General features: G+C 36.9%; 16 protein-coding genes and 1 tRNA gene. 10 read left to right on the top strand and 7 right to left on the bottom strand.

From position 1 onward, the window contains the following. Positions 1-14 precede the first annotated feature (14 nt). The 6 genes from nrdR (at position 15) to efp (ending at position 3,486) form a co-directional block, all read left to right on the top strand. The gene (nrdR, locus tag GKE48_RS02945; RefSeq protein WP_022097251.1) at positions 15-461 is read left to right on the top strand and encodes a transcriptional regulator NrdR; all 447 of its coding nucleotides are present in this window, start codon (positions 15-17) and stop codon (positions 459-461) included. A gap of 36 nt (positions 462-497) precedes the next feature. Continuing rightward, positions 498-995, top strand: coding sequence for a YqeG family HAD IIIA-type phosphatase (locus tag GKE48_RS02940; protein WP_012739559.1), 498 nt, complete (start codon positions 498-500; stop codon positions 993-995). A gap of 21 nt (positions 996-1,016) precedes the next feature. Then, entirely contained in the window at positions 1,017-1,889 is an 873-nt protein-coding gene (gene aroE, locus GKE48_RS02935; RefSeq protein ID WP_154300410.1) for a shikimate dehydrogenase, read from the top strand. After that, on the top strand, positions 1,882-2,415 hold the full coding sequence (locus tag GKE48_RS02930; RefSeq protein WP_118344468.1) for a shikimate kinase: 534 nt from the start codon (positions 1,882-1,884) through the stop codon (positions 2,413-2,415). Before aroE ends, GKE48_RS02930 begins: the two co-directional genes overlap by 8 nt. Position 2,416: 1 nt before the next feature. Then, complete coding sequence (gene aroQ, locus GKE48_RS02925; protein ID WP_154300409.1) at positions 2,417-2,860, top strand: type II 3-dehydroquinate dehydratase; 444 nt, start codon at positions 2,417-2,419, stop codon at positions 2,858-2,860. A gap of 68 nt (positions 2,861-2,928) precedes the next feature. Next, complete coding sequence (gene efp, locus GKE48_RS02920; protein WP_022097248.1) at positions 2,929-3,486, top strand: elongation factor P; 558 nt, start codon at positions 2,929-2,931, stop codon at positions 3,484-3,486. Positions 3,487-3,688: 202 nt separating this feature from the next. Here the strand turns inward: efp and GKE48_RS02915 are convergent, their stop codons facing one another. The 6 genes from GKE48_RS02915 to GKE48_RS02890 form a co-directional block, all read right to left on the bottom strand. Next, the gene (locus GKE48_RS02915) at positions 3,689-4,003 is read right to left on the bottom strand and encodes a DUF1540 domain-containing protein (RefSeq protein WP_022097247.1); all 315 of its coding nucleotides are present in this window, start codon (positions 4,001-4,003) and stop codon (positions 3,689-3,691) included. Positions 4,004-4,100: 97 nt separating this feature from the next. After that, entirely contained in the window at positions 4,101-4,814 is a 714-nt protein-coding gene (gene lepB / locus GKE48_RS02910; RefSeq protein ID WP_154300408.1) for a signal peptidase I, read from the bottom strand. A 49-nt stretch (positions 4,815-4,863) separates the two neighbouring features. Then, positions 4,864-6,858 carry a molecular chaperone HtpG gene (htpG, locus tag GKE48_RS02905; RefSeq protein ID WP_154300407.1) on the bottom strand — a complete coding sequence of 665 codons (1,995 nt, stop codon included), beginning with the start codon at positions 6,856-6,858 and terminating at the stop codon, positions 4,864-4,866. A gap of 165 nt (positions 6,859-7,023) precedes the next feature. Then, the gene (locus GKE48_RS02900) at positions 7,024-7,518 is read right to left on the bottom strand and encodes a DUF5721 family protein (RefSeq protein WP_022097244.1); all 495 of its coding nucleotides are present in this window, start codon (positions 7,516-7,518) and stop codon (positions 7,024-7,026) included. 101 nt (positions 7,519-7,619) lie between these two features. Next, positions 7,620-8,411, bottom strand: a complete 792-nt coding sequence (locus tag GKE48_RS02895; protein ID WP_154300406.1) for an ABC transporter permease — start codon at positions 8,409-8,411, stop codon at positions 7,620-7,622. Next, a complete protein-coding gene (locus GKE48_RS02890) occupies positions 8,408-9,133 on the bottom strand; it encodes an ABC transporter ATP-binding protein (protein WP_022097242.1) in 726 nt (241 codons plus the stop codon). Before GKE48_RS02890 ends, GKE48_RS02895 begins: the two co-directional genes overlap by 4 nt. A 125-nt stretch (positions 9,134-9,258) precedes the next feature. On the opposite strand from GKE48_RS02890, the gene GKE48_RS02885 reads away from it, so the two are divergent. Beyond that, positions 9,259-10,245, top strand: a complete 987-nt coding sequence (locus GKE48_RS02885; protein WP_022097241.1) for a DHH family phosphoesterase — start codon at positions 9,259-9,261, stop codon at positions 10,243-10,245. A 67-nt stretch (positions 10,246-10,312) separates the two neighbouring features. On the opposite strand, the gene GKE48_RS02880 is transcribed toward GKE48_RS02885, so the two are convergent. Further along, positions 10,313-11,482: a GH25 family lysozyme gene (locus tag GKE48_RS02880; RefSeq protein WP_154300405.1), complete on the bottom strand. Its 1,170-nt coding sequence runs from the start codon at positions 11,480-11,482 to the stop codon at positions 10,313-10,315. 137 nt (positions 11,483-11,619) lie between these two features. Between GKE48_RS02880 and GKE48_RS02875 the strand changes: the two genes are divergently transcribed. From GKE48_RS02875 to GKE48_RS02860, 3 genes are all read left to right on the top strand, one after another. Continuing rightward, positions 11,620-11,692: transfer RNA gene (locus GKE48_RS02875), tRNA-Thr, on the top strand. 609 nt (positions 11,693-12,301) lie between these two features. Next, positions 12,302-12,952: a ClpP family protease gene (locus tag GKE48_RS02865; protein ID WP_154300404.1), complete on the top strand. Its 651-nt coding sequence runs from the start codon at positions 12,302-12,304 to the stop codon at positions 12,950-12,952. Positions 12,953-12,961: 9 nt separating this feature from the next. Next, complete coding sequence (locus GKE48_RS02860; protein WP_154300403.1) at positions 12,962-13,879, top strand: radical SAM protein; 918 nt, start codon at positions 12,962-12,964, stop codon at positions 13,877-13,879. Positions 13,880-13,906: the final 27 nt, after the last annotated feature.

Genomic DNA, 13,906 nt, shown 5'->3' with positions numbered 1-13,906 from the left:
TGGAGGTAGATAGCGTGAAGTGTCCATTTTGTGGTAAAGATAACACTAAGGTAATTGATTCAAGACCGACTGATGACAGCTCAATAAGAAGACGTCGTCAGTGTGACGAGTGTGGTAAGCGTTTTACCACATATGAAAAGATTGAATCTATGCCTCTTATTGTGATTAAGAAGGATAATAACAGAGAACCATATGACAGAGAGAAGATAACTGCGGGTATTGTCAGATCGTGCCATAAAAGGCCTGTATCTATCTCACAGATTAATAATATGGTTGATGAGATTGAGACGCAGATATTTAATATTGGAGAGAAAGAAATCTCAACTAAAACTATTGGTGAGATTGTAATGAGCAAGCTTAAGGCAGTTGATGAGGTTGCCTATGTAAGATTTGCATCTGTTTACAGAGAATTTAAGGATGTTGATTCATTTATGGAAGAGATTAAGAAAATCCTTAAATAATATATATCAGTAATTAAGAAAGGCAGCATTTTTGTTATGTTTAAGAGGTTTTATCCTGATATATATATTGATTCAGCTTACGACATAGATTATGAAGGACTGTATAATAAGGGCTACAGAGGTATTATATTTGATATTGACAATACTCTTGTGGAACATGGTGCACCGGTTACGAAGAAGTGCAGTGATTTATTTGACAGTTTAAGAGCGATAGGGTTTGATACATGTATTATATCGAATAACAAAGAACCGCGTGTAAAGCCGCTTGCTGATGCATGTGGTTCAAGATATGTAAGTAAGGCAGCAAAACCATCGCCGGTCAATTATATTAAGGCAATGGATATTATGGGAACAGACAGGAATAACACATTCTTTGTTGGTGACCAGCTTTTTACAGATGTGTGGGGCGCTAATAGGGCAGGTATTATGTCTGTGCTTGTAAAGCCTATTGATAAGCATGAAGAAATTCAGATAATTCTTAAGAGAAGACTGGAATGGATTGTATTATTTTTCTATAAAAGAAGAAAGCATTAATTGCTTAAAGGAGCTTGGATTATGGACATCAAAGGAACAACAAGAGTATGCGGACTTATTGGTAATCCGGTAGGACATTCTGTGTCACCGGCAATTCATAATAATCTTGCACGGCTGACAGGAAAAGACATGGTTTATACAACATTTAAAGTGGAAAAAGGAGATGTGGCATCTGCTGTAAGAGGTGCTTACAGTCTCAATATACTGGGACTTAATGTCACAGTTCCACACAAGTCAGAGGTTATTGATTCTCTTGTAGATATAGATCCGCTTGCCAAGGCTATAGGAGCTGTTAATACTCTTGTAAGGGTTGATGGAGGATTCAAAGGATATAACACTGATATTCTTGGACTTGCTAGAGAACTTGAAGATGAAGGAATTGAACTGGCTGATTCTAAGGTTATTATTCTGGGAGCAGGAGGCGCAGCAAGAGCTATAACATTCTTATGTTCAAGTAAGAATGCACAGTGTGTGTATCTGCTGAACAGAACAGTTGATAAGGCTGAGGCGATTGCACAGGCTGTTAATGCACATTTTAACAATGATAAGGTTATTCCTATGAATATTGCTGATTATGCTGATATTCCGGGAGAAGATTATGTTGTTATCCAGACAACAAGTGTTGGACTTCATCCGAATGACGAAGCTGTTGTTATTGATGATGAAGCATTTTATAAGAAGGCGGCAGTTGGTGTTGATATTATATATAATCCGGCCAAGACTAAGTTTATGAAGCTTATCAAGGCACAGGGAAAGAACGCTTATAATGGTCTTAAGATGCTTCTGTATCAGGGAGTAAGTGCTTACGAGCTCTGGAATGACTGTAAGATTACTAAGGAAGAGGCTGATGAGGTGTATAAGTGTCTTCAGAAGGAGCTTGGGATTAATGAATAGAAAGAATAATATTATCCTTATTGGTTTTATGGGAAGCGGTAAGACAACATTTGGAAGATGGATTACCAGGACTCACAATATGGAATTTCTTGATACTGACGAGTATATAGAGAATAAGTATAACAAGCTTATTAAGGATATATTCAGGGATTCCGGTGAAGAGACATTCAGGGATATGGAGACACAGGCTATCAAAGAGCTTGCACAGGTCTGTGATAACTGTGTTATATCTGTTGGTGGAGGACTGCCGGTAAGAGAAGTTAACAGAAGTCTTCTTAAGGAGCTTGGAATTGTTGTATATCTGGAAGCATCTGTTGATGAACTGGTAAAGCGTCTGTCTAAGGACACAAGCAGACCGCTTCTTGCAGGAGGTAATTTAAGAGAAAAGATTGAAAGTCTTATGACCGCAAGGGAGGCGCTTTATAAGGACGCTGCTGATGTTATAGTTAAGACTGATGGAAGAAGATTTGAAGACATGTATGCTGATATAGTTTCAGCTGTTAATATAGGCATAATGGAGGATTGATATGAAGATACTTGTAATGAACGGACCTAACATTAATTTTCTTGGAATAAGAGAGAAAGGTATATATGGAGAGCAGAATTATGAAGTTCTTGTTTCAATGATTGAGAAGAAGGCAGAGGAGCTTGGAGTTGATGTTGAGGTGTTCCAGAGCAATCATGAAGGTGCTATAATTGATAAGATTCAGGAAGCATATTATAATGATGTTGATGGAATAGTTATTAATCCGGGAGCGTTTACTCATTACAGCTATGCAGTAAGAGATGCTCTTGCATCTGTGGCAGCAATTCCTAAGATTGAGGTTCATATATCTAATGTACATACAAGAGAAGAGTTCAGACATACATCAGTGACAGTTCCTGTGTGCAACGGACAGGTTGTTGGACTTGGACTTAAGGGATATTTATATGCCATGGAAGCAGTTGTTGACCTTGCTATGAAAAAGTAGTTGCCAAATGTTTATATTTATTATACAATATTAGAAGTCATTTGATTATTTAGGAGGTATACCAAAGAATGGTAGATGCAGGTAGTTTTAAGAACGGTATTACAATTCAGTATGAGAACGGAATTTGGCAGGTAATCGAATTCCAGCATGTTAAGCCTGGTAAGGGATCACCTTTCGTTAGAGCTAAGTTAAAGAATATTATTTCTGGTGGTGTTATAGAGAATTCTTTCAGACCAACTGAGAAGTTTGATCTTGCACACATCGACAGATCAGAATATCAGTATTTATATGCTGATGGAGATCTTTACAACTTTATGAATACAGAGACATATGACCAGATCGCATTAAGTGCTGATCAGGTTGGTGATTCTCTTAAGTTCGTTAAAGAGAATGAGATGGTTAAGCTTTGTTCACATGATGGTAATGTATTTGCTATTGAGCCACCTATTTCAGTTGAGCTTGAAGTAACAGATACAGAGCCTGGTATCAAGGGTAACACAGCAACAGGTGCTACTAAGCCAGCTATCGTAGAGACAGGAGCTAAGATTATGGTTCCATTATTCGTTAATCAGGGCGATAAGATTAAGATTGATACTCGTACAGGTGAGTATACATCAAGAGCATAATTTTTATGTATTATTAAGGGCTGTCATGCATATGCATGACAGCCCTTTTTGCGCGAGTAGCGATGAGAATAGCTGCAGAATTTATAATCATGCTTGCATGAATTATAAATTGGGCGGATATTCGAGGAGCACCGCGACAATGCCAGACTTTAGTCTGGCATATGCGCTACTCGCGCGAGTAGCGATGAGAATAGTTCTAGAATTATCCCCTTGCCTGGAATGTTGTACAGACTGTATCGTCCTCTGTTACAGCTTTTATACCTGATATGTCTACATGGTCAGCATCACATTTTTTATTAGTGTTATATATGCAGTTGGTTGCTTCACATGAGATGGATAAAGAATCTTTAGGAAGATGGCACATATTAGTTGCACCTGGTTTCTGATGTTCATAGTCGCTGCAGCATGTTTCACCACATTGGCATGCCGAGCTTCCTTCTACACAGATTGAATTAAGACAGCACTGATTGTCACAGTTATGCATGCAAGATGCAGCATTACAGTTAAGATTACCCATAATATTTCTCCTTTCAAAAAACAAATATGACCGCTATTGTTTTTGAAACATAGCGGCCATATTATTGTACCCTTAATATTATTCTTTATTCAGAGGGCTATTTAATGAAAGAAAATGTAAAACGTTTTGTTCTGACATTGAAATATCTGAAAGAAACCTTAGCAATAATCTTATCCTTTGATACAAATGTGTTGGTCCAGTATCTGGAATCTTTAGAATTGTTTCTGTTATCTCCAAGCATAAAATATGAATCAGCAGGTACAACATAGGTTAACTCTTCACCATCATTGTTCATTGGCTCCCGAAGATAATTCTCTTCAAGCTGTTCACCATTGACATATACATGTCCGTTGGAAATCTGAATGACATCACCAGGAATACCGATAACTCTTTTTACAAAATTCTGTGATTCATCATCAGGATATTTGAAGATTACAATATCACCACGTTCTGGTTCATGAAACAGATAAGCAAGTCTGAAACCTATTAGTCTGTCTCCGGTAAGAATGGTGTTTTCCATTGAACCAGACGGAACCTGAGCGTTTACAATTATAAATCTGGTAAAAAGAAATGCTACAATAACAGCAACGGCAAGGATTTTGATATAACTTAATATTTCCTGTCCAATAGTTTCCTGCTTTTCTTTATGATGACGTGGAGCAACAGGCTCATCGCTGTAACGAGGAATATCATAAATGTTATCATCATCATCATCTTCATCAAAAGAAAAATCATCATCTAAAAATTCGATACCATCATCGTATTTTGCTTTAGTATCATCGTCATAATTGTCATAGTTAAAATTAGTCATGTTATATATTTCCTTATTGTTATATAAGACAATGATAGTTTAAATGGCGTTATTTTGCAAGTAATTCCATGATTTTATTGCTTCTTGCAATAAATCCAGTCATCTGTTCAGGAGAGAGTGGTGCATGACTAAGCATAGCAAGGTCATAGAGCTGTTCGCATATAATCTTAGTATTTTCACCGTCTGCATGTTCTGCAACATATTTAACAAGGTCATTGTTAGCATTAAGTACAAGAGTCTGCCCCTCAGCACCAAACATATTAGGATCCATGCCTGCCATACCATACATCTTCATCATATCCTGCATACGTCTGCTTTCTTCTGAAAGAGTAATCATTGAAGATATAGATGCATCCTTTAATTTCTCTACACTAACAGTTAAATTCTCATTGCCAAGAGCATCCTTGAAAGTCTTAGAGAGCTTTTCAGTCATGTCCTTCAACTCGTCTTTAGAAGTCTCCTCCTTAAAGCTGTCTGAAAGATCTGCATCGATACGCTTGAACTTGAGATTCTCATTCTTAGATTCCATGTTGGTGATGAATGGCTGGTCAATGTTATGAGTAAGAATTACAGCATCAATTCCTTCGTTCTTAAACATGTTAATATACTGACTCTGTTCAATTTCATCTGTTACATAGAATACAGTGTTTTCATGTTTCTCTTTATTCTCTTCGAGACATTCCTTAAGTGTTAAATATTTGCCGTCAAGGTTCTTGAATATGATGTAATCATTCATCTTCTCAGCAAATTTTTCATCCTTTAAGCAGCCGAATTTAATAAATGGGTTGATGTCATCCCAGTATTTTTCATAGTTTTCTTTATCTGTTTTACACATTCCTGAAAGCTTGTCGGCAACCTTTTTAGTGATGTAATCAGATATCTTCTTAACAAATCCATCGTTCTGAAGTGCTGAACGTGATACATTAAGTGGAAGGTCTGGGCAGTCAATAACACCTTTAAGAAGAAGTAAAAATTCTGGAATAACTTCTTTGATGTTATCTGCTACGAATACCTGATTGTTATAAAGCTTTATAGTACCTTCAATAGATTCATACTCTGTATTAATCTTAGGGAAGTAGAGAATACCCTTAAGATTGAATGGATAATCCATGTTAAGGTGAATCCAGAATAATGGTTCTTTATAATCGTGGAATACCTTGCGGTAGAATTCCTTGTAATCTTCATCTGAACATTCATTAGGATGCTTTGTCCAGAGTGGATGGATATCGTTGATTGCAACTGGTCTTTTTACAATCTTAGCCATCTTTTTGGCTGGAACTTTCTCAACAGTTTCCTTAGTTCCATCTTCTTTCTCAACTTCTTCTGTAACAGCGTCCTTTATAAATGTATCAAGAACTGTATCTTTTTCTTTAACTTCTTCCTCAGGAATCTCCTCAGTCTGTTCACCCGCATCTTCGTTAGTTACAAAGATTGGAACCGGCATGAAAGAGCAGTACTTATCAAGAACTTCTTTAGCTTTATATTCGTTGGCAAATTCATAGCTGTCCTCATTGAGGTAAAGAGTAATCTCAGTACCAGGAGTTGTTTTGGTTCCCTCACTTATATCATATTCAGTTCCTCCGTCACATGACCAGTGAACTGATTCTGCTCCGTCCTTAAATGAAAGAGTATCAATAGTAACCTGGTCAGCAACCATAAATGCTGAGTAGAAACCTAAACCAAAATGTCCGATAATCTGGTCATCGTTAGCCTTATCCTTATACTTCTCAAGGAATGCTTCAGCACCTGAAAAAGCAATCTGGTTGATATACTCATCAACCTCTTCCTTAGTCATACCGATACCGTTATCAATGATCTTGATTGTCTTATCTTTTGCAGAAAGCTTAATTTCAACCTTATATTCAATATCATCAGGAGCTTCATACTCTCCAATCATTGAAAGCTTCTTGAGCTTAGTGATAGCATCACATGCATTAGAAACTAACTCTCTATAGAAGATATCATGGTCAGAATACATCCATTTCTTGATGATAGGGAAAATATTCTGACTGTTAATAGATAAATTACCATGTTCTTTTGACATAATATTTCACTCTCCAATCTGTATAGTATTAAACTAAATGTTAATTTAATACACAAGAAAACATAAGTCAAGCAAAAATTAGCACTCCTTAAACAAGAGTGCTAACAAAAAACCGCCTGTGCGTGTAAACAGGCGGTTTTGCAACATTTATTAAATAATTCTAAATTATTCCTCATAGGAAATATCAGCATCTGACAGGAAGTTAATAATATATCGTTCAAATGCTTCATCAAGTGAACGGTCGAGAGTGAAAGTACTAAGCGAAGATGCTGTTGTCATGGTTACTGAACCATCCTGATAGCGTACATTAAGAAATAACCCGTTGACACAGTCGGGGTCAAAGTTAAGGTCAGTATCAAGTATCAGCTTTGCAACAACTGCTTCAGGCAGTACAAATGTTATCTTTAAAAGTTCAGGAACTTTCCTGCCCTTAATTATGCTGAATGCGAAAGGCTTAATGTTCTTCCATGATGTATATCTTGCAGAAGGCATGGAATTAAGCTCATCTTCATTATAAAAGTCAGTGTTGAGCTTTCCATCTATTGTATAACTGCAGCCTGTGCATATATAGGCTTCTGAAAGACACATACCATCAAATGTATCGCTTATCAGAAGTTTATTCATAAATTGCTTTAAATCCTTAATTGTAAGAGAGAGCATAAATCCTCCTTGTTTTGCGAAGCAAAATGCGACTGCCCATGCAGGAGCAGAGGATTTTAGCCTCCTTGTTTTGCGAAATGTATATTAATTATAATATAAAATCAGTCTTTTAGAAACAGCTTTTGAATTATATTTATAAGAGCAAAGAGAATTGTTGATATAATACAGAGAATAACAATTCCGAGAACTACATAACTCATCTTAAATACCTGGCTTCCGTATATTATGAGGTATCCAAGTCCTTTTTTAGCAGCTAAGAATTCGCCTATAATTACACCTACAAGACACAGACCTATATTTACCTTCATGTTACTTATAATGATTTTCTTGGAGCCGGGGATGATAAGTTTACACAGAATATGCCATTTGTTACCACCAAGAGTCCGTATCAGAGTGATTTTTTCTTTGTCAATGCCAAGAAAACCTGTGTACAGATTAATTATCATGCCGAATATTGCTACGGATACAGCTGTTATAATAATTGCCTTGGTATTAGTGCCAAGCCATACTATAAGCATCGGTGCCAGAGCTGACTTAGGAAGGCTGTTTAATACTACCATGAAAGGCTCAAGACAGTCCGACAGTCCTTTGAAGCACCATAACAGTATTGCAAATATAATGCCGACAACTGTAATTATTGCAAATGCGACTATGGTTTCATAGAGAGTTACCCATATATGCATGAATATTATTCCGTCTTTGGCGAGGTCCATAAATGTCTGGTACAGTCTTACCGGTGAACTGAATATAAATGCATTGATAATACCTTTGTCAGCAGTAAATTCCCATATACCGATAAAACCTAAGAATAATATCAGGCGGGAGAGTGTTACTGATATGGAATATATGCGCTGCTTAATTACGAATTTGCGTTGTAAAGGACTCATATTCATTTTAACACCTCCCTTATTTCATCAAAATATTTCTGGGTTGAAAGAGTGTCACGTGATTTGATATCAACTGTTTTTAAAAGACTGGCAGGTCTGTTTGTGAGGATAAGAACACGGTCGGTCATTGCAATTGCTTCAGATATATCGTGCGTTACTAATATTACTGTTTTTTTCTCACTTCTTAATATATTACATATATCTTCCCTTACTTCGAGTCTTGTCTGATAATCAAGGGCAGAAAATGGTTCGTCTAAAAGTAAAATATCCGGTTTCAGAGCAAGTGTGCGTATAAGTGCTGCACGCTGTCTCATACCTCCGGATAACTGGGATGGCCTCGCTGATTTGAATTCTGCAAGGTCGTATTGCTCTAAGAGATGATTAACATAGGCAATGTTTTCAGGAGTTTTTTTGTTATTTATTTCAAGACCTAACATAACATTTTTATATATACTGCGCCATTCAAACAGATTATCTTTCTGCAGCATATATCCCATCCGGGAGTCTGTATTATTCTCTGGCGGTCTTATATATATGGTTCCTGCTTCAGGCTTTATAAGATCGCATAGAAGAGAGAGCAGTGTGGATTTGCCACAACCGGATGGACCGACAATTGATGTGAAACTACCGGGCTTTATTTCGAAAGAAAGGTCATTGATTACCGGGGTCTCTCCATTTTTATCATGATAAGAATAATATATGTGATCCAGAGATAGAATTGATTCCAATAGATTACTCCCATACTATGGTTAATATAATTTATGAAAAATATCAGAAAAAGTGATAATCAAGATTGAATAAAACCCGTATAAAGAATATAATAAAAACATTAAAGTCATATGAGGGGTACTTTATGAACTGTTTAGAGGAAGTAATAGCCAGTATAAGCACAGAAAGAGTTTTTATACAGACACATAATTTTCCGGATCCTGATGCAATTGCATGTGCATATGGATTATCAGAGCTTTTGAAGGCAAAGGGGATAGATGCAGAAATATGCTATAAGGGAAGCATCGACAGAACTGTGACAGCCAAGATGGTAAGGCTTCTTAATATTAATGTTAAGGAATATATAAGTTTTGAAGAATTTAACAAAGAAGATGAGATTATTCTTGTTGATGCCCAGAAGGGTAATTCTAATATTATAGATATGAATGGACAGGAAATAATATGTATTGACCACCATCCCGTATATGAGCATATTGATTATAGGTTTTGCGACATAAGACCAGATGTTGGTGCATGTGCTTCGATTATAGCATCTTATTATTTTGACAATGATATTGATATGCCAGCTGATGTGGCAACAGCACTGTTATATGGAATCAAGATGGACACAGCTGATATGCGCAGAGGTGTTTCACAGCTTGATCTTGATATGTTTTATAAGCTTTTTATGATGGCAGACAGGGATATACTTACAAACCTTGACAGTAGTGTACTGCATTTTGATGATATTAAGGCATATAAAGATGCACTGAGTACTATTGATATAAGGGAAGATGTATGCTTTGCATGTGCCGGATATGAATGTAAAGAATCACTTATAGCTGCTATATGTGATTTTACACTCACGCTTGATGGAATCAATCTGTCAATTGTATATTCACCAAAGAAGGATGGAATTAAACTGTCAATAAGAAGTGGTGGAAAATATCTGTCAGGAGTTCTGGCAGTCAATGCCCTTAGAGGAATAGGTACGGGAGGAGGCCATGATAATATGGCGGGGGGTTATGTACCATATGGAAAAGAAACCGGGTCTAAAGTTGGGGATGCTGATATTGTAAGGCTTGAACATGAGATTAAGGCAAGATTCTTAAAAGAAGCAGGAATTAAATAATGTTTATTTTAGTATATTAACTGCCGGATGAAGGTGATTCTTTCCGGCAGTTTTATTATTGAATATATTATCTTATATCAATCTGTAATCTGTCTATGAAATGTCCCCAAATGCCGGCATAGCCATCCATTCCGTTATCTTTATTATTATCTTTCTGATAACTATAGTAGTTACCGTTCACAGGACTTACCCTGTAGAATGCGTAATGGTATCCAGATGATTTAATGATGTCATCAGGTGTGTAATAATATATCTCAACAGCATCAACAGGTGTGTCATTGCCGGCATATCCGTTATAATAATCGTTAATATCAGTGTTGTGGCTGTCTATGAAATCCAGCCAGCCACTGTCCACATGGACTCTGTATTTTATATAGCCGGTATCTGTTGTGATAGCAAGACCGGTGATATTCTGGCCACGTATTCCGGCATAATCTTCATTATTCTTAACAACAGGAAGCCAGCGGCCCGTTGCAAGCTTTGTCTGATAGTAAACATTTATATTATTGGATGAACTATCATCGGTACGGATAGTTTCATCAGTATTGCCATCATTTTTTACAGAATAATCTGAGTAATATATATTGCCATCATATTCTTCATCTTCGATTTCTACTGCACCAAACTGCCACATGGTACAGTCAAGGCTTGGAGAATCAATTTCCCAGTGCGCAAGCCAGATATTCATCTCTGGGATTGATTTCAGTCTGTCAAGGTTAAGCACATTTGTAAAATAGTTGTAATTGGCATAGACGCCGGTTTTATATCCGCTTACACGCATAGCATTAACAAACATTTCGCAGAAATCAGACAGCAGTTCGCCTTCGGAGTATACATCCAGACCGTTTCTTGCTTTATATCCATCAGCATCTTCCATATCAAACCACACACCAAGTTCGGGAGACCTTCCTTTAAGAAGTCTTAGAGCATGGGCAGTTTCGCTTGCTGCATCGTAATAATCTAATGCATAACTGTATAGATAGACGCCATAAGGAATTCCAAGCCTTTCACATTCATCCATATTTCTTATGGCAGCAGCATCATCCTGTGATTGGATATCATTGCCATATCCTATACGGATAATTGTACCCTCAATATAGTTTTTCATATTATCCCACTGTATGAATCCATTATAGCTGCTCACATCTATAACAACGGCATATATATCAGCCGGTAATGACATGAACAGGCATACAGATGCAATAATTGCAATATATATTCTGATGATTTTCTTCATTCACATAGCCCCTTTCTTTTAATGTTCTAATATAGAATATTCGGGGGTCTGCCTTGGTGTTAGTGAAATAACGGCTTTACAAAAAAACAAATAATATATATAATGTAATACAGTTTCCGCATTATGACGGTTATAATGCCACCTTGGCTCAGTCGGTAGAGCGTTTCACTCGTAATGAAAAGGTCGCCGGTTCGATTCCGGCAGGTGGCTTGAATTAAAAAGTTCGCGAAGCTAGATATATACTGGCTTTGCGGACTTTTTTAGTTTAAAAGATTATCAAAAGTTTGCCAAAGTATGCTAAAGTTTTGGTAGTCAATGGTAGTCAAAAAAAAAGATGGTAACCGGAGTTACCATCTTACTAATAAATGAAATAGGTGGGGTGACATTCCCACATCTCCAACAAGGGTGACGGCTGCCCGTTCCGTCCTCAGATTTCATTTAATATAGTCTATGTTTTACTTTTTTAAGTATACATAAGTAAAAGAAAAAGTCAAGCCTTTATAAGAGTCCCCTTATTAATAAAGTTTTTAACTCTGTTGGAATTTAGTACATACAAGGATCTTGCATAAAATATTCCACTGGAAGATATTCTTACAGCAACTTTAACATATTCATTGTTGATTATATGAGATGAAAAACTGCCTATCTGTTGCCTCATAAGTATAAAATATCTCCTTTTATGATTATTTTATATTAAAAGAATAACATATGTGAAAAGAAATATAAATACTTTAAATATAAAAATAATATAAAAATATGTGAATATTATTTCGTCCAGTCGCCAACCATAATAGAGAATAATATTATCAGGAGGCGGACATGGGCAAATCTGAAGAAGAAAAAACAGATAATGATTATAAAGATGGTGCTGTCACGAAAAATGCTCTTCAGGTGATAACAATTATTGGAGAGATAGAAGGACACGATAATCTTCCTGCAACAAGCAAAGCAACCAAGTATGAACATATGCTTCCTAAGCTTGCGGAGATTGAGATGGATAAAGATATTAAAGGTGTACTTTTTATTATGAATACAGTTGGTGGGGATGTCAGTGCAGGACTGGCACTGGCAGAGATGATTGCTTCAATGAAAAAGCCAACAGTTTCACTAATCATAGGCGATTCACATAGTATAGGTGTGCCGCTTGCTGTGAGTACAGATTATTCATTTATTGTGCCTACAGCTACCATGATAATACATCCTGTGAGGATGAACGGAACACTTATCGGAGTTCAGCAGACATATGATTATTTTGAACGGATATCTGACAGGATAACATCATTTATTGCGGCTCACAGCAGTGTAAGCAAAGAAAGAGTAGAGGAAATGATGGTTGACACCACACAACTCTCTAAAGACTTAGGAACAGTGCTGGTGGGTAGACAGGCTGTTGAAGAAGGTTTAATATGTGAAGTAGGAGGAATCAGTGATGCGCTTGATAAGCTGGATTCCATGATTAATGAATGTTAGGGTGAAGATATGAAATGTAATCTGTGTCCAAGAGCCTGCAATGTTGACAGAAATGTTAATACAGGCTTTTGTGGAATGACTAATGATATATATGCGGCAAGAGCCGCTCTACATATGTGGGAAGAACCATGCATATCGGGGGAACACGGCAGCGGGGCAGTATTCTTTTCCGGGTGTACATTAAGGTGCATATTCTGTCAGAATTCTGAGATCGCTGCGGCACAGGTTGGAAAGAAGATAACAGTGGAGAGGCTTTCAGACATTTTTCTGGAACTTCAGGACAAATGTGCCAACAATATCAATCTCGTAACTGCAACACATTTTGTGCCACAAGTTGCAGAAGCACTTATTAAGGCAAAGAATAAAGGGCTTGTCATACCAGTTGTGTACAATTCAAGTGCATACGAGAATGTCAGCACGCTTAGTATGCTTGACGGGCTTGTGGATGTGTATCTTCCAGACATGAAATACATAGACAGCAGGCTTTCGGCAGAGTACTCGAAAGCACCAGATTATGCTGATGTGGCTAAAGCTGCAATACATGAGATGGTCAGACAGACCCGAAAGCCGGAATTCTTTATAGAAGATGATGAACTCGTGAAGAGAGGAAGAGTTGAAGCAGGGATTATGAAAAAAGGCGTAATTGTAAGACATCTTGTACTTCCGGGAACAACTAAGGATTCCAAAGCGGTTATAAAGTATCTTATTGATACATATGGAGATGATATATACATAAGCATAATGAGCCAGTACACGCCATTTGACAGACTAAAAAAACATCCACTCCTGTCGCGTAAAGTGACAAGAAAAGAATATAATTCTGTGGTAGATTATGCAATAGACTGTGGGATTAATAATGGATTTATTCAGGAAGGTGATGTTGCAGAGGAAAGCTTCATACCTGAATTTGACTATGAGGGCATATGATTATATAATCGTAACAGAGATTATTAC

The sequence above is a fragment of the Lachnospira eligens genome, from assembly GCF_009680455.1.
Lineage (GTDB): Bacteria > Bacillota > Clostridia > Lachnospirales > Lachnospiraceae > Lachnospira > Lachnospira eligens_A.
Note: the sequence above shows the minus strand (reverse complement) of the source record. Positions and strands in the feature narration are given on the sequence as shown.